17 protein-coding genes and 1 pseudogene are annotated in these 18,687 nt (G+C 63.1%); 8 read left to right on the top strand and 10 right to left on the bottom strand.

Features of this window, described 5'->3' with window-relative positions:
• Positions 1-166 precede the first annotated feature (166 nt).
• Positions 167-550, bottom strand: coding sequence for a PaaI family thioesterase (locus POS17_RS01385; RefSeq protein WP_060837034.1), 384 nt, complete (start codon positions 548-550; stop codon positions 167-169).
• Entirely contained in the window at positions 550-2,874 is a 2,325-nt protein-coding gene (locus tag POS17_RS01390) for a Tex family protein (RefSeq protein ID WP_060837035.1), read from the bottom strand. Before POS17_RS01390 ends, POS17_RS01385 begins: the two co-directional genes overlap by 1 nt.
• Before the next feature lie 362 nt (positions 2,875-3,236).
• Here POS17_RS01390 and ompR point away from each other — a divergent pair, with 362 nt between their 5' ends.
• Positions 3,237-3,977, top strand: coding sequence for an osmolarity response regulator transcription factor OmpR (gene ompR, locus POS17_RS01395; protein ID WP_016966992.1), 741 nt, complete (start codon positions 3,237-3,239; stop codon positions 3,975-3,977).
• Between the two features lie 105 nt (positions 3,978-4,082).
• Positions 4,083-5,396: an ATP-binding protein gene (locus POS17_RS01400; RefSeq protein WP_060837036.1), complete on the top strand. Its 1,314-nt coding sequence runs from the start codon at positions 4,083-4,085 to the stop codon at positions 5,394-5,396.
• A gap of 129 nt (positions 5,397-5,525) precedes the next feature.
• Here the strand turns inward: POS17_RS01400 and rimK are convergent, their stop codons facing one another.
• The 3 genes from rimK to rimA are packed head-to-tail and all read right to left on the bottom strand — an operon-like array spanning position 5,526 to position 7,707.
• Positions 5,526-6,431 (bottom strand): 30S ribosomal protein S6--L-glutamate ligase, encoded by a 906-nt coding sequence (gene rimK, locus POS17_RS01405; RefSeq protein WP_007931744.1) that lies wholly within the window; start codon positions 6,429-6,431, stop codon positions 5,526-5,528.
• Positions 6,428-6,910 (bottom strand): retropepsin-like aspartic endopeptidase RimB, encoded by a 483-nt coding sequence (gene rimB / locus POS17_RS01410; RefSeq protein WP_060837037.1) that lies wholly within the window; start codon positions 6,908-6,910, stop codon positions 6,428-6,430. Before rimB ends, rimK begins: the two co-directional genes overlap by 4 nt.
• Positions 6,911-6,927: 17 nt before the next feature.
• A complete protein-coding gene (rimA, locus tag POS17_RS01415; protein ID WP_060837038.1) occupies positions 6,928-7,707 on the bottom strand; it encodes a S6 modification regulatory phosphodiesterase RimA in 780 nt (259 codons plus the stop codon).
• 115 nt (positions 7,708-7,822) lie between these two features.
• Here rimA and POS17_RS01420 point away from each other — a divergent pair, with 115 nt between their 5' ends.
• Positions 7,823-8,227, top strand: coding sequence for an RNA-binding S4 domain-containing protein (locus POS17_RS01420; protein WP_016966989.1), 405 nt, complete (start codon positions 7,823-7,825; stop codon positions 8,225-8,227).
• A gap of 77 nt (positions 8,228-8,304) precedes the next feature.
• Here POS17_RS01420 and POS17_RS01425 read toward each other — a convergent pair whose 3' ends face one another.
• Positions 8,305-9,117, bottom strand: coding sequence for a phosphatase PAP2 family protein (locus POS17_RS01425; protein WP_060837039.1), 813 nt, complete (start codon positions 9,115-9,117; stop codon positions 8,305-8,307).
• 99 nt (positions 9,118-9,216) lie between these two features.
• Between POS17_RS01425 and hslO the strand changes: the two genes are divergently transcribed.
• Positions 9,217-10,119, top strand: a complete 903-nt coding sequence (gene hslO / locus POS17_RS01430) for an Hsp33 family molecular chaperone HslO (protein ID WP_060837040.1) — start codon at positions 9,217-9,219, stop codon at positions 10,117-10,119.
• Between the two features lie 179 nt (positions 10,120-10,298).
• A complete protein-coding gene (locus POS17_RS01435) occupies positions 10,299-11,843 on the top strand; it encodes a phosphoenolpyruvate carboxykinase (protein ID WP_060837041.1) in 1,545 nt (514 codons plus the stop codon).
• A 72-nt stretch (positions 11,844-11,915) separates the two neighbouring features.
• On the opposite strand, the gene POS17_RS01440 is transcribed toward POS17_RS01435, so the two are convergent.
• The 4 genes and pseudogenes from POS17_RS01440 to POS17_RS01455 all read right to left on the bottom strand — a co-directional run bounded on the left by POS17_RS01440 (position 11,916) and on the right by POS17_RS01455 (position 13,969).
• Positions 11,916-12,194: a hypothetical protein gene (locus POS17_RS01440; protein ID WP_060837042.1), complete on the bottom strand. Its 279-nt coding sequence runs from the start codon at positions 12,192-12,194 to the stop codon at positions 11,916-11,918.
• 198 nt (positions 12,195-12,392) lie between these two features.
• Positions 12,393-13,247: a DMT family transporter gene (locus tag POS17_RS01445; RefSeq protein WP_173655923.1), complete on the bottom strand. Its 855-nt coding sequence runs from the start codon at positions 13,245-13,247 to the stop codon at positions 12,393-12,395.
• 62 nt (positions 13,248-13,309) lie between these two features.
• A pseudogene (locus POS17_RS01450) lies at positions 13,310-13,615 on the bottom strand (HipA domain-containing protein); the annotation flags it as partial.
• Complete coding sequence (locus tag POS17_RS01455; RefSeq protein ID WP_060837045.1) at positions 13,616-13,969, bottom strand: DUF1493 family protein; 354 nt, start codon at positions 13,967-13,969, stop codon at positions 13,616-13,618. It abuts the pseudogene before it with no gap.
• A gap of 232 nt (positions 13,970-14,201) precedes the next feature.
• On the opposite strand from POS17_RS01455, the gene POS17_RS01460 reads away from it, so the two are divergent.
• From POS17_RS01460 to POS17_RS01470, 3 genes are all read left to right on the top strand, one after another.
• On the top strand, positions 14,202-15,374 hold the full coding sequence (locus POS17_RS01460; RefSeq protein WP_060837046.1) for a YfaP family protein: 1,173 nt from the start codon (positions 14,202-14,204) through the stop codon (positions 15,372-15,374).
• A 67-nt stretch (positions 15,375-15,441) separates the two neighbouring features.
• Complete coding sequence (locus POS17_RS01465; RefSeq protein WP_060837047.1) at positions 15,442-16,572, top strand: polysaccharide deacetylase family protein; 1,131 nt, start codon at positions 15,442-15,444, stop codon at positions 16,570-16,572.
• A 177-nt stretch (positions 16,573-16,749) separates the two neighbouring features.
• Positions 16,750-18,684 carry a RecQ family ATP-dependent DNA helicase gene (locus POS17_RS01470; protein WP_060837048.1) on the top strand — a complete coding sequence of 645 codons (1,935 nt, stop codon included), beginning with the start codon at positions 16,750-16,752 and terminating at the stop codon, positions 18,682-18,684.
• Positions 18,685-18,687 lie beyond the last annotated feature (3 nt).

An 18,687-nucleotide genomic window follows, 5' to 3' on the forward strand; every position in this document is an offset into this window, starting at 1 on the left:
GGTCTACAAGGGTGAAGTTAAAACTGGCGTTTTCGCCTGGTTTTTGAGTCAAGCCGACTCGCTTGAAAACGCCAATCCTTCATCCCTGAATCTGGCTTTAGCGCGGGCAGAAAACTCCGACGCCGCTTTCGCAGCGCCGAAATTAACCCAAATTCATGACGGGGAGCTATAGGACCGCGAAGGTGCCTTGTGCTTTTGCGACCAGTTTGTCGCCCTGGATCACATCCGCTTCCACCACCAGGGTGCGGCGGCCGGGGTGGATCACTTTGGCCCGGCACAGCACCTGGCCCTCGCTCACGGCGCGGATGTAGTTGATCTTGCACTCGATGGTGGCGCTCTGCTGGTCAAAGCCGTGGGTGCTGGAACAGGCCAGCCCCATGGCAATGTCCACCAGGCTGAAGATCGCCCCGCCGTGCAGCTTTTGCCCGCGATTGCGCAACTGCGGGGTCAGCTCCAGGGCAACGTCCGCCTCGCCGGTTTCCAGGCGTTGCAGACGGCAGCCGAGCAATTGGCTGAAGGCGCTTTCGGTCAGGCCGGCAGGGATCTGCATCAGCGCTTCTTCAACTGCTTGGCGTTGGCGAACAGCGAGGCCATGGCGTTGTTGCTCGGGGCTGCAGTCGCGGTTTCCTTGCGCGGTGCGCTGCCCTGGGACGAGCGTGGCGCCGAGCCCGGACGGGAGCCGCGAGCGCCGTCGATCTTCTCGCCCGGGGTGTCGCTCATGCGCATCGACAGGCCCACGCGTTTACGCGGGATGTCGACTTCCATGACCTTGACCTTGACCACGTCGCCGGCCTTCACCGCTTCACGCGGGTCCTTGATGAACTTCTCCGACAGCGCCGAGATGTGCACCAGGCCGTCCTGGTGCACGCCGATGTCGACGAAGGCCCCGAAGTTGGTGACGTTGGTCACCACGCCTTCGAGGATCATCCCCAGTTGCAGGTCCTTGAGGTCCTCGACGCCGTCCTGGAACTCGGCGGTCTTGAACTCCGGACGCGGGTCGCGGCCGGGCTTGTCCAGTTCCTGGAGGATGTCGGTGACGGTGGGCAGGCCGAAGGTTTCGTCGGTGAATTTCTTCGGGTCCAGGCGCTTGAGGAAGCCGCTGTCGCCGATCAGCGAGCGGATGTCACGGCCGGTGTCGGCGGCGATGCGCTGCACCAGCGGGTAGGCTTCCGGGTGCACCGCCGAGGCGTCCAGCGGGTTGTCGCCGTTCATCACGCGCAGGAAGCCGGCGGCCTGTTCGAAGGTCTTTTCACCCAGGCGCGCGACCTTTTTCAGCGCGGCGCGGGTCTTGAAGGCACCGTGTTCGTCGCGGTGGCTGACGATGTTCTGCGCCAGGGTCGCATTGAGGCCGGAGATCCGCGCCAGCAGGGCCACGGAGGCGGTGTTGACGTCGACGCCCACGGCGTTCACGCAGTCCTCGACCACCGCGTCCAGGCCACGGGCCAGTTTCAGCTGCGAGACGTCGTGCTGGTACTGGCCGACACCGATGGATTTCGGATCGATCTTCACCAGCTCTGCCAGTGGGTCCTGCAGGCGGCGGGCGATGGATACGGCGCCACGGATCGACACGTCCAGGTCCGGGAATTCCTTGGCCGCCAGCTCCGAGGCCGAGTACACCGATGCACCGGCTTCGGACACCATGACCTTGGTCATCTTCATGGCCGGGTATTTTTTGATCAGTTCGGCGGCCAGCTTGTCGGTCTCGCGGCTGGCGGTGCCGTTGCCGATGGCGATCAGGTCCACCGAGTGCTTGGCGCACAGCGCGGCGAGGATGCCCAGGGTCTGGTCCCACTTGTTGTGCGGCACGTGGGGGTAGACCGTGGCGTGGTCCAGCAGTTTGCCGGTGGCATCCACCACCGCCACCTTGCAGCCGGTACGCAGGCCCGGGTCCAGGCCCAGGGTGGCACGCGGGCCGGCCGGAGCGGCCAGCAGCAGGTCGTGCAGGTTGTGGGCGAAGACGTTGATCGCCTCGGTTTCCGCGTTGTCGCGCAACTCGCCCAGCAGGTCGGTTTCCAGGTGGGTGTAGAGCTTGACCTTCCAGGTCCAGCGCACCACTTCACCCAGCCATTTGTCGGCGGCACGGTTCTGGTTCTGGATGCCCACGTGCTGGCCGATCATGCCTTCGCAGGGGTGCATGGTGCCCGGCAGCTCGTCACCGACTTTCAGCGCGGAGCTGAGAATGCCTTCGTTGCGGCCGCGGAAAATCGCCAGGGCGCGGTGCGACGGCATGCTTTTCAGCGGTTCGTCATGTTCGAAGTAGTCGCGGAACTTGGCGCCTTCCTCTTCCTTGCCAGCCACCACGCGGGCGCTGAGGGTGGCTTCCTGCTTGAGGAAGTTGCGCAGCTTGTCCAGCAAACCCGCGTCTTCGGCGAAGCGCTCCATGAGGATGTACTTGGCGCCTTCCAGGGCCGCCTTGACGTCGGCCACGCCCTTGTCGGCGTTGACGAAGCGCGCGGCTTCGGCTTCCGGAGTCAGGCTTGGGTCGTTGAACAGGCCGTCCGCCAGCTCGCCGAGGCCGGCTTCCAGGGCGATCTGGCCCTTGGTGCGGCGCTTCTGCTTATAAGGCAGGTACAGGTCTTCGAGGCGGGTCTTGGTGTCGGCCAGCTTGATGTCGCGAGCCAGCTCCGGGGTCAGCTTGCCCTGCTCTTCGATGCTGGCCAGGATGCTGATCCGCCGTTCGTCGAGTTCTCGCAGGTAGCGCAGGCGCTCTTCCAGATGACGCAGTTGGGTGTCATCGAGGCTGCCGGTGACCTCTTTCCGGTAACGGGCGATGAAGGGCACGGTGGAGCCTTCATCCAATAGAGCGACGGCCGCTTCGACCTGTTGTGGGCGTACGCCGAGTTCCTCGGCAATGCGGCTGTTGATGCTGTCCATAAAACCACCTGACAAATGTGTGAAAGCAGGCCCGCGGGCACGGAAGTTGAGGCCCGGCGGGTCTGGTTGAGCGGCCTGGCACGCGCCGCCACCTGGATCAAAAGGCTGGCTGTTGACCCGTGAAATCGAAAAAATACTGCCGGCCCAGGCAAATAAAAAAAACCGGCCGCAGGCGTACTGATCAGATATTGCCCAACACAAAAGGCGGCGCATTATACCCAGCGTTAGGGTCTTCGGGGTGATCGCCGGCCTCAGGCCGACAGCGGGTTTGCTGGCGATAGAGGAAAAATCTGCTAACAATGCACACGGTGCGTATAACGGCAGCTACGCCATAATGCGCACCGAGATTAGAGGAGCATCCAATGAGCAGCACTGCACAAACTGCTGAAGGCGAAAAAATTCTTATTGTTGACGACGATCCGGGGCTGAGCAGCCTGCTGGAGCGTTTTTTCGTCAGCAAGGGCTACCGTGCCCGCGCGGTACCGAACACCGAGCAAATGGACCGTCTGTTGGGTCGCGAAGTGTTCAACCTGGTGGTCCTCGACCTGATGCTGCCCGGCGAAGACGGCTTGACCGCCTGCCGCCGCCTGCGCAGTGCCAACAACCAGATTCCGATCATCATGCTCACCGCCAAGGGCGATGAGCTGAGCCGCATCAAGGGCCTGGAGCTGGGCGCCGACGATTACCTGGCCAAGCCGTTCAACCCTGACGAGCTGATGGCCCGGGTCAAGGCCGTGCTGCGTCGTCAGTCGGCTCCGGTGCCGGGTGCGCCGGGCAGCGAAGACGAAAGCGTGACCTTCGGTGACTACGAACTGTCCCTGGCCACCCGCGAGCTCAAGCGTGGCGATGAAGTGCACATGCTCACCACCGGTGAGTTCGCGGTACTCAAGGCCCTGGTGATGAACGCCCGCCAGCCGCTGACCCGCGACAAACTGATGAACCTGGCCCGTGGCCGCGAGTGGGATGCGCTGGAGCGTTCCATCGACGTGCAGATCTCCCGCCTGCGGCGGATGATCGAGCCCGACCCTTCCAAGCCGCGTTATATCCAGACCGTCTGGGGCGTGGGTTATGTCTTCGTGCCGGATGGCACCGCGACCAAGTGATAGGTGATTTGTAGGAGCGAACGCCCGGGCCGGTAACGACCCGGGCGTTCGCATTCCGCAACTCCGCGAGCGCGAGCCGCTCCTGCAAAGTGTGTATTGGCTGTTATGAAAACCCCGCTGTGGTTCCCCCAGAGTTTCTTCTCCCGCACCCTGTGGCTGGTGCTGATCGTGGTGCTGTTTTCCAAGGCATTGACCCTGGTTTATCTGTTGATGAACGAGGACGTGCTGGTGGACCGGCAGTACAGCCACGGTGTGGCCCTGACCCTGCGCGCCTACTGGGCCGCCGATGAGTCCAACCGCGACCAGATCGCCGAGGCCGCCGGGCTGATCAAGGTGGTGGGCAGCGGCGTGCCGGCCGGCGAGCAGCACTGGCCCTACAGCGAGATCTACCAGCGACAGATGCAGGCCGAGTTGGGCGCCGACACCGAGGTGCGCCTGCGCATGCATGCGCCGCCGGCGCTCTGGGTGCGGGCGCCGAGCCTGGGGGATGGCTGGCTCAAGGTGCCGCTGTATCCGCATCCGCTGCGGGGGCAGAAGATCTGGAGCGTGCTGGGCTGGTTCCTCGCCATCGGCCTGCTGTCCACCGCCTCGGCGTGGATCTTCGTCAGCCAGCTCAACCAACCGCTCAAGCGCCTCGTCTACGCCGCCCGGCAACTGGGCCAGGGACGCAGCGTGCGCCTGCCGATCAGCGATACGCCGAGCGAGATGACCGAGGTGTACCGCGCCTTCAACCAGATGGCCGAGGATGTGGAGCAGGCCGGGCGTGAGCGGGAACTGATGCTGGCGGGTGTGTCCCACGACCTGCGCACGCCGCTGACCCGCTTGCGCCTGTCGCTTGAGCTGATGGGGGCGCACACCGACCTGACCGACGACATGGTGCGGGACATCGAGGACATGGACGCCATTCTCGATCAGTTCCTGGCCTTCATCCGCGACGGCCGCGACGAGTCGGTGGAAGAGGTGGACTTGAGCGATCTGGTGCGTGAAGTGGCTGCGCCCTACAACCAGAACCAGGAACGGGTGCACCTGCGCCTGGAGCCGATCCAGCCGTTCCCGCTGCGCCGGGTATCGATGAAGCGCCTGCTCAACAACCTGATTGGCAACGCCTTGAATCACGCGGGAACCGATGTCGAGGTGGCGGCCTATGTGTCCGGTGACATCAATGCACCGTATGTGGTGCTGAGCGTGATGGACCGTGGCGCAGGGATCGACCCTTCGGAGCTGGAAGCGATCTTCAACCCCTTCACCCGTGGCGATCGTGCCCGGGGCGGCAAGGGCACCGGCCTGGGCCTGGCCATCGTCAAGCGGATTGCCGCCATGCACGGCGGCAACGTTGAACTGCGCAATCGCCCCGATGGCGGCCTTGAAGCGCGAGTGCGCTTGCCGTTGGGCTTGTTGCTGCCACGCGATGCAGACTGAATACCTGTAGCCGCTGCCGCAGGCTGCGATAAGGGCCGAAGGCCCTTGCGCGGCCCACAAGCGCGACTGCTGTGCAGCCAGTCACAGCCTGCGGCAGTGGCTACAGGGACCGCCGATCGAGCGTACCCCTTAGCCCTTGCCCTTGGTCCGGGTCATGTTCGGCCCGCCATTTTTCTCGATGTGCTCGATGATGATCCCTGCCACGTTCTTGCCGGTGGTGGTCTCGATGCCTTCCAGGCCCGGCGAGGAATTGACTTCCATCACCAGCGGCCCGTGATTGGAGCGCAGGATATCCACCCCCGCCACGCTCAGGCCCATGACCTTGGCCGCCCGTAGCGCGGTCATGCGTTCTTCCGGGGTGATCTTGATCAGGCTGGCGCTACCGCCGCGATGCAGGTTGGAGCGGAACTCACCCGGCTTGGCCTGGCGCTTCATCGCCGCGATCACCTTGTCGCCCACCACGAAGCAGCGAATGTCGGCGCCGCCAGCTTCCTTGATGTATTCCTGAACCATGATGTTCTGCTTCAGGCCCATGAAGGCCTCGATCACCGATTCCGCTGCGGTGGCGGTTTCACACAGCACCACGCCGATGCCCTGGGTGCCTTCCAGCACCTTGATCACCAGGGGCGCGCCGTTGACCATTTCGATCAGGTCGGGAATGTCGTCCGGCGAATGGGCAAAACCGGTCACTGGCAGGCCGATGCCACGCCGCGACAGCAGTTGCAGCGAACGCAACTTGTCCCGGGAGCGGGCGATGGCCACCGATTCGTTGAGGGGGAAGACACCCATCATCTCGAACTGGCGCAGCACCGCGCAGCCATAGAAGGTCACCGAAGCACCGATCCGCGGGATCACCGCATCGAAGCCTTCCAGGGGCTTGCCGCGGTAATGGATCTGCGGTTTGTGACTGGCGATGTTCATGTAGGCGCGCAGGGTATCGACCACTACCATTTCATGGCCACGCTCGGTGCCGGCCTCGACCAGGCGACGAGTGGAATACAGACGCGGGTTACGCGACAGCACAGCGATCTTCATGCAACACCTGTGGCAGAGGTAGTGGATACCGGGAACACCGGTTTGTCTTGTACGTATTTGAGGCCCGGATTGACCACCAGTTGGCCGTCGATCAGGGCCTTGGAGCCCAGCAGCAGGCGATAGCGCATGGCCTTGCGGCAGGCGAGGGTGAATTCCACCCGCCACACGCGATCGCCCAGGGCCAGGGTGGTGCTGATCACATAGCGCACCTGAGCCTGGCCGTTGGAACTCTTGATGGTCTTCATCGCCACCAGTGGCGCTTCGCACCGTCGGTGACGCAATTGCACCACGCTGCCCAGATGGGCATTGAAACGCACCCACTGTTCACCGTCGCGCTCGAAGGGCTCGATCTCGGTGGCATGCAGGCTGGAGGTACTGGCGCCGGTGTCGATCTTGGCGCGCAGGCCGGCCACTCCCAGATCAGGAAGCGCCACCCACTCGCGCAGACCGACAACGGTCAAATGGTCAAAAGTCTTCAAATAGGGGAAATCCGCAATTAGCTTTTCCAGGCCGCGGCCGAAACCTCGGCCAGGGCTTTGAATGCAGGTTTGGCGAACCAGTAACCCTGCATCAGGTAAATTCCACAGTCGCTGAGAAAGTCTCGTTCACCAGCGCTTTCAATGCCTTCGGCAATGACTGTAACCCCCAACTCCGCACAGATTGTGACAATCCCGCGGACGATCGCCTGGCGTACGCGATCCTGGTCGACATCGCGAATCAGCGCCATGTCGAGCTTGATCAGGTCGGGTTGGAAATTCGCCAGCAAGTTCAGCCCCGAGTATCCCGCGCCGAAGTCATCGATGGCGGTCTTGAAGCCGAATTCGCGGTATTCACGCAGAATATGGGTCAAATGGCGACTGTTATCTACGTGCTGGCTTTCCAGGGTTTCGAAAATCAGCCGGTCCAGGGGAAAGTGCTGGGCGCGGGCGGCTTCCAGGGTGCTGCGAATGCACAGTTCCGGGCGGTACACGGCGTTGGGCATGAAGTTGATCGACAGGTGGCTTTGCATCCCCAGCTGTGCGGCCGTGGTGATGGCCAGTGTCCGGCAGCGTTGGTCGAAGCGATAGCGGTTGCTGTCGTCGATCTGCTCCAGCACGGTGTGGGCGCCTTCGCCATTGACCCCGCGCACCAGGGCCTCATGAGCAAAGATCGAGCGGTCGCGCAGATCGACTATGGGTTGATAGGCGAAGGAAAAATCGAAGCCTAGCGGCTGGCTTTGCTGACAGCCTTCGCAGCGGTTGCCCGGCGAGGTCAGGGATGTGGGGAAATCAGTCACGGTGACTCCTCGCGTATCAGGGCGCAACCTGGGTTATTTTAGGTGAGCGGCAGGGTATATGAGAGCCCGTTTGCAGGCTCTACCGTTGCGACATTTTTCAGCAAGAGGAATTCCAGTGGCGCACAAGCAGGAAGAAGAGGACAAGGTTCGTCTGGATAAATGGCTGTGGGCGGCGCGCTTCTACAAGACCCGCGCCCTGGCCAAGGCGGCCATCGAAAGCGGCAAGGTGCATCACCGTGGCGAGCGCTGCAAACCGGGCAAGGAGCCGCGGGTAGGTGATGAATACCAGATTCGCGCCGGCTTCGATGAGCGCACCGTGGTGGTCCAGGCCCTTTCCATCGTTCGCCGGGGGGCGCCCGAAGCGCAGACGCTCTACACGGAAACCGAAGCCAGCATCGCCAAACGCGAAACCGCTGCGGCCCAGCGCAAGGCTGGCGCCCTGGGCGTCAGTACCGATGGCAAACCGAGCAAGAAACAGCGCCGCGATCTATTCAAATTCCACGGCAGCAGCCACGAATGAAAGCCTAGGAGCCGGCTTGCCGGCGAATGGGCCCTTGAGGACGCCTTCGCCGGCAAGCCGGCTCCTACGAGGTTTGATCAGCGCAGCAGGCTGCTGGCGCGGACCACGTTCATGCGCGACAGCAGCGGCATCCGGCTCATCAGCTTGAACAGCGGGTGCGTCAGGCGCAGCAGGAAGTTCGACATCCGCGCCGCATACGGCGTGTAGTAACCCCAGCCCAGGGCCAGCAGCGCCAGCAGCACGCCGCCGATGTAGTCGTCCTGGCCCCAATGCGCGCCGGCCACCAGGCGCGGCATCATGAACAGCAGGGTCAGGCACCAGACGATCAGGAACTGGCCGACGCTGCGGCTGAAGATCCCCATGAACAGCCCCCAGATCAGCAGCACCGAAGCGTGGTCGCCGGGGAAGCTCTGGCTGGAGCGGTCCTTGAGTTCCCAGGTCTTCTCCCAGCCGGGGAAGTAGTCGCTCATGTGCACGGCCCCTTCGAGCACCATGGACGGGCTGTTGTGTTGCCAATTCATCAGCGCCACCAACTTGGAAAACAGCGCGCGAATCACCACCATAAGAATCAGGATCGACAGGAAGCCGAAAAACGCCCGGCGCACGTCCACCGCCTTGAACACCCAATCACCGCGAATCAGCAGGCCGAGCATGATCAGCCCCACCACGATATCGAAGGGGCGCAGGCTGGCCACCGCCCAGATATGCAGCCAGGTGGGGTTGGTTGCCAGGGGGGTGTTGAGGTGACGGAACAGCCACTCGTCGAACATCAGGCAGTACATCTGCCCGGTTGGCCACAACCAGAATCCCAGCAGGGCCAAAGGGAGTAAATTGCACAGAACCAGCTTGCCGAGGTTCCACCTTGCTTGGAACAAACCCGGATTGTTCATAAAATATCTCCAATCACCGCGAAAACTGCACCCTTATGGTGCAAAACCGCAATTTTCGGTGCTTGTAACCTTTTTGTCATCATTCAGATACCCAGACCTATGACTGATTTGCCGGATACCGACTTCACTCAACGCTTCATCTTTGATGAGAGCGACGCCCGCGGCGAGCTGGTGGCGCTGGAGCGCAGTTACGCTGAAGTCCTCGCCAAACACGCCTATCCCGAGCCGGTGGCACAGCTGCTCGGCGAGCTGATGGCGGCGGCGTCGTTGCTGGTTGGCACCTTGAAGTTCGATGGCTTGCTGATTCTCCAGGCCCGCTCCGAAGGCCCGGTGCCGTTGCTGATGATCGAGTGCTCCAGCAACCGCGAGATCCGCGGCCTGGCCCGCTACGACGCGTCGCAGATCGCCCCTGACGCGACCCTTGCCGACATGATGCCCAACGGCGTCCTGGCCCTGACCGTGGACCCGACCCAGGGCCAGCGTTACCAGGGCATCGTCGACCTGGACGGCGCCACCCTGGCCGAATGCTTCACCAACTACTTCGTCATGTCGCAGCAGACCGGCACCCGTTTCTGGCTCTACGCCGACGGCCGCAATGCCCGCGGCCTGCTCCTGCAACAACTGCCTGCCGATCGCCTGCGCGATCCGGAAGAGCGCGAAGCCAACTGGCAGCACCTCACCGCCCTGGCCAGCACCCTGACTGCCGATGAACTGCTGAGCCTGGACAACGAAACCGTGCTTCACCGCCTGTACCACGAAGAGGCCGTGCGCCTGTTCGACGTGCAACCGCTGCGCTTCCGCTGCAGCTGCTCCCGCGAGCGCTCGGGCAATGCGCTGGTCAGCCTGGGGCTCGAAGATGCGCAGAAACTGGTGGTGGAACACGGCGGCAGCATCGAGATCGATTGCCAGTTCTGCAATGAACGCTACCTGTTCGATGCCGCCGATATCACGCAATTGTTTGCCGGTGCGGGCGTCGACACGCCGTCAGATACTCGTCACTAAAACGGTTCAGCGCAGGTAAATCACCTGGCAAACGCCGGAATTACGCCGTACTGACGGGAGGACCCTACTATTTTTGGGCTTTTCTGGCATAATCCGGCGCACTTTTTTCGCGGTAGTAGTGCGCGAGTTTCTACTACAAAACGTTTGGAGCACTCGGCCAATGGCCGACGGGGAACCTCATGACGCAAGCCAATAACGCCGTGTACACCGATCTGAGTGTGGATGATCTGGTCAAAGAAGCCCTGAACCGCGGTGAGGGCGAACTGGCCGATACCGGCGCTCTGGTGGTTCGCACCGGTCATCGTACCGGCCGTTCGCCAGTGGACCGTTTCATCGTTGAAGAGCCCACCACCCAGGACGCTATCGCCTGGGGCCCGATCAACCGCAAGTTCCCGGCGGCCAAGTTCGACGCCCTGTGGGACCGCGTCGAAGCCTACCTGGGCGAGCGCGAGCGTTTTGTTTCCCACGTGCATGTAGGTTCCGATCCGGCGCACTACCTGCCAGTGAAAATGACCACCGAGACTGCCTGGCACAACCTGTTCGGCCGTTGCCTGTTCATCAACCCCGAGCAGTACAACGCCGGTGGCAAAGATGAGTGGCAGATCCTCAACGCGCCAAACTTCGTTTGCGAACCTGAGCGCGACGGCACCAACTCCGACGGCACCGTGATCCTCAACTTCGCGGCCAAGAAAGTGCTGATCGCCGGCATGCGCTACGCCGGTGAGATGAAGAAAGCCCTGTTCTCCGTGCAGAACTTCCTGCTGCCGGCTGCCGACGTGCTGCCGATGCACTGCGCCGCCAACATGGGCGAAGACGGCGACGTGACCCTGTTCTTCGGTCTGTCGGGCACCGGCAAGACCACCCTGTCGGCCGACGAAAGCCGTTACCTGATCGGTGACGACGAACACGGCTGGGGCGTGGGCGTGGTGTTCAACATCGAAGGCGGTTGCTATGCCAAGTGCATCGACCTGTCGGAAAAGAACGAGCCGGTGATCTGGAAAGCCATCCAGCACGGCGCCGTACTGGAAAACGTGGTGATCGACCCGGTCACCAAGAAAGCCGACTACGCCGACGACAGCCTGACCCAGAACAGCCGCGCCGCCTACCCGCGCGAGCTGATCGAAAAACGCGCACCGAAGAACCTCGGTGGCGAGCCTAACGCGGTGATCTTCCTGACTTGCGACCTGACCGGCGTACTGCCACCGGTGTCGATCCTCAGCGAAGAACAAGCCGCCTACCACTTCCTGTCCGGCTACACCGCGCTGGTGGGCTCGACTGAAATGGGTTCGGGCTCGGGCATCAAGTCGACCTTCTCCACCTGCTTCGGCGCCCCGTTCTTCCCGCGTCCGGCCGGCGAATACGCCGAGCTGCTGATCAAGCGCATCCGCGGCTTCGGCTCCAAGGTCTACCTGGTCAACACCGGCTGGACCGGCGGTGGCTACGGCGTGGGCAAACGCTTCAACATCCCCACCACCCGTGGCGTGATTGCAGCGATCCAGAGCGGCGCGCTGATCGGTGCCGAGACCGAGCACCTGGACATCGTCAACCTGGACGTGCCGAAAGCCGTACCGGGCGTTGAAACCGGCCTGCTCAACCCACGCAACACCTGGGCTGACAAAGCCGCCTACGACGAAGCCGCCAAGGCCCTGGCCGGCCTGTTCATCGAGAACTTCAAGAAGTTCGACGTGAGCGACGCGATCAAGGCTGCAGGTCCAAAGCTGTAAGCTTCGGCCTGTCATGAAAAAGCCGCCCTTCGGGGCGGCTTTTTTGTACCTGCTATTTGAGATCGGAGTGGCTCAGGGCATGCGCAGGTGGGCGTGCTCCAGCAGATCACAGCCGTCCTGCACCAACAGATAAAGCGCGTTGACGACGTGGGTGGTGTCTTTGCTGTCCGCCTGATCAAAGCTCAGGCAGGTGAGGGTTTCCAGTAAGTCGGAGGCCGCCCGTAGGCGTTGTCTTGCGCAGCTATACAGGTCCAGGGCATCGGCCTGGGTATCGATTACCAGGGCCGGAGTGTCGGTGAAGTTGCTCTTGAGCGGTTGATAGCGGGTTCGATCAAGGTTCATTGCGTTCATGGGATGGGTCACTTCAGGTCGTAAACAGATGCACCCGCGAGGTGTGGTGCGTTTTGCTGTTCTCGGGTGACCAAACCCGCTCGCTGTATCTTTCAGCGATGTCCGAACTATAGGTTCGATCGCTCAGTGCTCTCCATCAGCAGAATTCGATGCTTTCTGTAGGGCGTGTCTTTTATGGGCTGCGAATAGCCGTTCGCTTCACGTCTTCAAGTGCAACACCAACGCCCCCAACAACACCAGCACCACTCCCGTCACCTGTACCGCCGTCAGCCGCTCCTTGAAGAACACATAGCCCAGCACCGCGGCGATGCCGCCGGACAGGGTGCTGATCACCGTCACCACCGACACCGAGCCGCTCATGGCGCCCCAGGAAAAGGCGAAGAACGCGCCCAGGTTCATCAGGCTGGTGGAGGCCAGCAGGCCGCAGTTTTTCAGCGGCGGGATCTTCAGCCCGTCCACGACTTTGAGCACCATCAGCAGCATCACGCCGCTGCCCACCCCGTAACCCAGCCAGAGCATGCTGATCGGCCCCAGTTGCGGCAGGGTGTAGCGGCCCTGCAGCCAGAAGCTGGTGCCATACAGAATGGCCGAGAGCAGGGCGAAGAAGATCGAGCGGCCGGCGGCGGTGCTGTGGGGCAGTTTACTGTCCGAGTGCAGGCTGGAGAGGATGACGCCGATCACGCACACGAGGATGCACAGCAGTTGCAGCAGGCTGATCTGTTCGCCGCTGGCCCAGGACAGCAGGGTGGTGACCACGCCGTAGGAGGTCACCAATGGGGCGACGATGGAGGCTTTGCCCAGGGCGAAGGCCTTGCCCAGGGCCAGGGCGCCGGAGACGGTAAAGGCCGCGGCGAGCACGCCCATCAGCCAGACTTGCGCGGGCGCGGCCATGGCCTTGTAGAGGATGGCGGGAAAGATCACCAGCAGCAGGCTCATCAGGGTGAAACCCAGGCTCTGGCTGAAGAACACTGCCCGTTTCACGCCCACGGCGCGGACGTTGAGCCCCACGAGAAAATCGGTGCCGCCCCAGAGCAGGGCGGCGAGCAAGCCCATCAATACGTCCACTGACTGTCCTTGTCGATTGACGGGTTGGAGGAGTCCAACGGCCGCGCTGTTTACTGCTGTGCGAGTCGAAACGCCGGCGCCATGCGTTCTTGTTCACGCCGGGACAGCCCCAGGGCCCGGGCCAGGGTGGGCCATTGGCGAACCACGCTCTGGCAGTGTTCGATGATGCCTTCTGCCTCTGCACGACCGAGGCGGAAATATGCCGCTACTTCCCGCGCCAGTTCAAGGTCCAGCGCATTGTCGGCTTCGCTGATGTTGAGTTTCAGCCCGTTGGCGTGGGCGCAGGGGTTCATGTCGTAGGCCGGTGACAGGCGCCAGCCGCGTCCGGGTTCGAGCATGAAGCCATGGTTGCGCAGTTAGAGCGCTTCCAGCACCTGGGTGTCCCAGTGCTGTTGCCGGATCGCCTGGTACAGCATGCCGATGGTCAGCGGCACCTTGTCGCCCCGGCCCTTGGCCCGGCGTTTCTGGAACGGGTCGAAGCCTTCGGGCTGGAAGTAGCGGTAGCTGTCGAAGTCGACAAAATCGATGCCGAACTGCTCTTCCAGGGCCAGCAGCAAATGCCGGGCATCGGCGCCGTCGCAGCCCAGGTCGAGGTTGATGGCGGTGCTCAGGCGCAGGGTCTTGCGCTCGGGCAGGCCGATTTCCTCATGCAGCAGCTGCAGCAGTTGGCGCATGGCGAGGTCGTCGGGAAAGCCGGGGGCCAGTTGCATGATCGGGTTCACTTGCGGTGTTTGAGAAGGGGCAGTGTACGGCGATTCTCCGGCAGCGTTGCAAGTCGGCGGGCGGCTGCGCAAGCCGCTCGCCCCGAGACGACGTGCGGGCCTTTTTACCCGCGATTTCCCGGGTGGGACCGAGCATTGCCGGGCAAAACTGTGTATGGTTCGCCGCTGGCTGGTGGGCCGGGATAGAGGCCCGGTCATCCTTATCTACAGGGATTTTGTTATGGCTTTTTTTCGCCTCGCGGCGCTGTTGTGGCTAGGGATGCTGGCAGGTTCGGTACAGGCTCAGGCCCTGTCGATTCAGGTGCTGGACGCGGTGGCCAAGGGCGCGCCACTGGCCGATGTCCAGGTGCAGCTGCAACAGGGCGCGACTCAGGTAGCAGGTAGCACCGATGCCCAGGGCCGGGTCACCCTGGCGGCCCAGGTGGCCGATTCGCCGGCCAGTGAGCTGCTGATCCGTAAGGCCGGTTACGCCGACCTGCGGGTCAAGTGTCCTTGCCAGGGACTCAACTACGCCCTGAGCCCGGTGCTGGACAACCCGGAAAGCCTGCGGATAGTGCTGAGCTGGAGCGCGCCGGGGGAGGACCTCGATGCCCACCTGAGTTATCCCCACAAGCTGTTGTACTTCGCCACCGGCAAGGGACCCGGAGCTCGTCTGGAATCGGACAGCAGCGACAGCAGCCGGCCGGAGACCATCACCATCGACCAGCGTGTGCCGGGCGACGCCTACGTTTTTGCCGTGCACGACTTCACCAACAGCACCACCTACGAAGCGTTGCGCCTGGGCCGCAGTCAGGCGCGGGTCTTTGTCTATAAAGGCGCTGCGCTGATCCGCAGCTACCGCGTGCCGCAGAACCGCAAGGGCAATCTGTGGGTGGTGTTTCGCCTGACCGCCGATGGCCGCCTGCAGGATATCGATCGGCTGATGCTAGGCAGCGAGGAGCCGGAATCGGTCATGAGCGTTCTTGACCCGCTGCTGGAAAATGCCAAGTCCATCGATGAAGTGGTGGGTGCGGACTTCGGGCCGGTGGATGCCAAGAGCCTCAACCTCAAGGGCGAGGAGTCTTACCGCAAGGGCGATTTCGGCGGGGCGCGGATCTTCTACAGCGAAGCCATCGAGCTCGACCCGGGCTTTGCCCAGGCCTACAGCAACCTGGCCCTGGCCAATCGCAAGAACAGCCGCCCCGACGAGGCCATAGCCGCGGACCGCAAGGCCATCGCCCTGGCCAGTGGCCCGGCCGCATCGACCATTCGCGCCAGTGCCTACTACGACATGGCGCGCATCTACGAGGACGCCGGGCAGTTGGCCACGGCGCTTGAGCACTACCAAAAGGCCTGGGAGCAGAAGGCCAACCCGGTGTACGACAAGGCCATAGAGCGGCTGCAAAACCGCTGATCACACAGGCAGAAGTTATCTCCACAACGCGCCGGCAGTGGCGCGTTGTGCATTTATGGAGGTTGATATGCGATTTCGTGTTTTCCCCTGGTTGCTGGCGCTGTGCCTGTCCGGCGGTGTGGCACAGGCGGCCGGGCCGCAGATGTTCGCCACCATCGACCGCAGTGGCTGGCCCAATTCCCTGACCCGGCCAGAGGATTTTGACAGCGCTTCACGGGGCGAGATCCTGATGTTCGGCAAGGCGTTGCTGGACAGTGAAGCCTTGGACGAGCCGGCCTTGAAGCAGCGCCTGGGCGTCAGGCAACTGGACCTGAAGTCGGTGAATCAGGTGCGCCAGCGCTTCTGGGAACTGTTGCTGAACAACTATCGCCTGGCCAGCCAGGACTGCGAGGGCATGCCGTTCTGCCTGCCGGTGCGCAACCTGGGGGAGCTGCGGCAGTTGGTGGCCAGCCTCACCGCTGGCAGCAAGGCCAGCTATGAGCACTGGGCCGAGGCCAGCGCAGTGTTTCACCAGCAGTACCTGAACGAGCAGTTGCGTCTGGCGGCGCTGTTTCCCACCGTCAGCAGCGAAATCCGGCGGATGGACCCAGCGGAGCAACTGGGGGATGAGCTGGCGGACCGGCAGTTCCTGCTGACGTTCGACGACGGCCCGACTGCGCGCGATGGACGCACCGACCCGTTGATCGATGTGTTGCGTGCCCAGGATCTGCACAGCCTGTTCTTTGTGCTGGGGGACTCGTTCCAGGCACGCCTGAGCCAGTCCTCGGCCTTGCAGATGCGCGAGCTGTATGACGGCCAGTGCGTGGGCATACATGGCTGGGAGCACAAATCCCACGCCTCATGGCGCGAGTGGCAGAACTCGGTGATCCACAGCGCCAACCTGGCCAATCGCACTCTGGCGGACCAGTACCTGCCCTTGTTTCGCCCGCCCTACGGCCAGCGTCGCAGCGACAGTGCCGGGTTCTTCAAGGCTCAGGGGCTGCAGCTGATGCTGTGGAACATCGACTCCCAGGACTGGAGCAAGAAGGTCAGTGCCACGGCCGCCGCCCAACGGGTGCAGACCCTGATGCTGCTCTGGCGCCGCGGCATCATTCTGTTTCATGACACCCACGCCAAGGCCGCCCGGGCGGTGCCGGCACTGCTTGAGGCCAATCGGCACAATGGCGTGCAATGGCTGGACTGTCGGAACCTGCGTTAGGGTTGGCCACTTGCTTCGCCCCTGGGCGCCGGCCAGCCGGCGCCCAGGGGCGGGGCTGTGAGGCAAAGCGCTATCGCCCGGTAGCATCCGGTATCCGTTTTTGCGCGACCTTTTCTCGACCCGCCGACCTGTGCCGCTAGTCTTCAACACAGGTCAGCGGTCAAAGGAGTGACCCTTATGCACAGCACCCTCGAACAGGTCTTCGGTTATCCACAGTTTCGTCCGGGCCAGGAGGCCGCGGTCAGCGCGGTACTGGCCGGACGCTCGGCGGCGGCAATCTTCCCCACCGGCTCCGGCAAGTCCCTGTGCTACCAATTGCCGGCCCTGCTGCTGCCGCACCTGACCCTGGTGGTCTCGCCGCTGCTGGCGCTGATGCAGGACCAGTTGGCCTTTCTCCAGCGTCACGGCATTGCCGCCGCCAGCATCGACTCGGCCCAGGGCCGCGATGAAGCCAATGACGTCATGGCCCGGGCCCGCTCCGGTGAGCTGAAGATCCTGATGATCTCGGTGGAGCGCCTGAAGAACGAGCGCTTCCGCAACTTTCTGCAGCAGGTGCCCATCTCCCTGCTGGTGGTGGATGAGGCTCACTGCATCTCCGAGTGGGGCCACAACTTCCGTCCCGACTACCTGAAGCTGCCGGACTACCAGCGCCAGTTCAGGATTCCCCAGGCCCTGTTGCTCACGGCCACCGCGACGCCCAAGGTGATCGCCGACATGCAGGCCAAGTTCGCCATTGATGCCGCTGACGTGGTGACCACCGGCTTCTACCGGCCCAATCTCAACCTGCTGGTAGAGCCGGTGCGCGGTGCGGACAAGCGCCGGCGCCTGGTGCAGTGGATGGGCGAGCGGGCCGGGCAGCCCAGCATTGTCTACGTGACCCTGCAAAAGACCGCCGAGCAGATCGCCGAGCACTTGAGCCGCCAGGGCATCGCCGCCGAGGCCTACCACGCCGGTCTGCCCCACGAGCAGCGCGAGTCGATCCAGCGGCGGTTCATGGAAGGGCGCAGCCACTGCATCGTTGCCACCATCGCCTTCGGCATGGGCATCGACAAGAGCGACATCCGTAACGTGGTGCACTTCGACCTGCCCAAGTCCATCGAAAACTACAGCCAGGAAATCGGCCGCGCCGGGCGCGACGGCCAGCCTTCGGACTGCCTGGTGCTGGCCAACCGCGACAGCCTCAACGTGCTGGAGAATTTCGTCTACGGCGATACCCCGGAACTGAGCGGCATCCGCTGCGTGCTGGATGAGTTGCAGGCGTCGGCGCCGGAAGGTCAGTGGGAGTTCCTGCTCGGGCCCCTGGCGGATCAGAGCAACATTCGCCAGTTGCCGCTCAAGACCCTGCTGGTGCAACTGGAACTGCGCGGCCTGATCGCTCCGCGCTACGCCTATTTCGCCGAATACCGTTTCAAGCTTCTTGAGGAGCCCCAGGTCCTGCTGGCGCGTTTCGAAGGCGAGCGCCGGGACTTTGTCGAAGCCATCATCAACACCTCGAGCCGGGCCCGGACTTGGGCCACGGTGAATTTCGACGCGCTCTACGAGCAGTACCAGGCACCGCGCACCCGGGTGGTCAAGGCCCTGGATTACTTCCAGGAAAAGGGTTGGGTGGAGCTGGAAAGCAAGCAGATGACCGAGGTCTACAGCCTGCTGCAAACCGACTTCGACGCCGGGGCCTTGAGCACGGACTTGCACGCTTATTTCACCCGGCATGAGGGCGGCGAGATTGCGCGGATTCACGCCATGCTCGACCTGTTCGCCACCGAGCAGTGCCTGGGGCACCGCCTGGCGCAGTATTTTGGTGACGATCAGGCGCCCCAGCGTTGTGGGCATTGTTCGGTCTGTCACGGCCAGGTGGCGCGACTGCCGGAGCCACCCGCACTGCCGGCGCTTGTGGATAAAAACTTCGACGGGCTGTGCGGCGATTTTATCCACAGGCATCAGCAGCACACCGGCGATGTACCCGGAGCCGAGCGGCTGACGCGCTTTCTCTGCGGCATCAGCGTGCCGCTGTTCACCAAGCTCAAGGCCCGCAGCATTCCCGGTTTCGCGGCATTGGAGGATTACCCTTACGCCGCGGTACGTGAGTGGTGCGAGGCTCATCTGGCGGCGTGACTG

Origin of the sequence: Pseudomonas sp. Os17 (assembly GCF_001547895.1) — a bacterium.
Taxonomy (GTDB): domain Bacteria; phylum Pseudomonadota; class Gammaproteobacteria; order Pseudomonadales; family Pseudomonadaceae; genus Aquipseudomonas.

Coding starts and splice junctions, on each gene's coding strand:
- POS17_RS01385 (WP_060837034.1), bottom strand. CDS start 550: ATGCAGATCCCTGCCGGCCTGACCGAAAGCGCCTTCAGCCAATTGCTC.
- POS17_RS01390 (WP_060837035.1), bottom strand. CDS start 2,874: ATGGACAGCATCAACAGCCGCATTGCCGAGGAACTCGGCGTACGCCCA.
- ompR (WP_016966992.1), top strand. CDS start 3,237: ATGAGCAGCACTGCACAAACTGCTGAAGGCGAAAAAATTCTTATTGTT.
- POS17_RS01400 (WP_060837036.1), top strand. CDS start 4,083: ATGAAAACCCCGCTGTGGTTCCCCCAGAGTTTCTTCTCCCGCACCCTG.
- rimK (WP_007931744.1), bottom strand. CDS start 6,431: ATGAAGATCGCTGTGCTGTCGCGTAACCCGCGTCTGTATTCCACTCGT.
- POS17_RS01425 (WP_060837039.1), bottom strand. CDS start 9,117: ATGAACAATCCGGGTTTGTTCCAAGCAAGGTGGAACCTCGGCAAGCTG.
- hslO (WP_060837040.1), top strand. CDS start 9,217: ATGACTGATTTGCCGGATACCGACTTCACTCAACGCTTCATCTTTGAT.
- POS17_RS01435 (WP_060837041.1), top strand. CDS start 10,299: ATGACGCAAGCCAATAACGCCGTGTACACCGATCTGAGTGTGGATGAT.
- POS17_RS01440 (WP_060837042.1), bottom strand. CDS start 12,194: ATGAACGCAATGAACCTTGATCGAACCCGCTATCAACCGCTCAAGAGC.
- POS17_RS01445 (WP_173655923.1), bottom strand. CDS start 13,247: ATGGGCTTGCTCGCCGCCCTGCTCTGGGGCGGCACCGATTTTCTCGTG.
- POS17_RS01455 (WP_060837045.1), bottom strand. CDS start 13,969: ATGCAACTGGCCCCCGGCTTTCCCGACGACCTCGCCATGCGCCAACTG.
- POS17_RS01460 (WP_060837046.1), top strand. CDS start 14,202: ATGGCTTTTTTTCGCCTCGCGGCGCTGTTGTGGCTAGGGATGCTGGCA.
- POS17_RS01465 (WP_060837047.1), top strand. CDS start 15,442: ATGCGATTTCGTGTTTTCCCCTGGTTGCTGGCGCTGTGCCTGTCCGGC.
- POS17_RS01470 (WP_060837048.1), top strand. CDS start 16,750: ATGCACAGCACCCTCGAACAGGTCTTCGGTTATCCACAGTTTCGTCCG.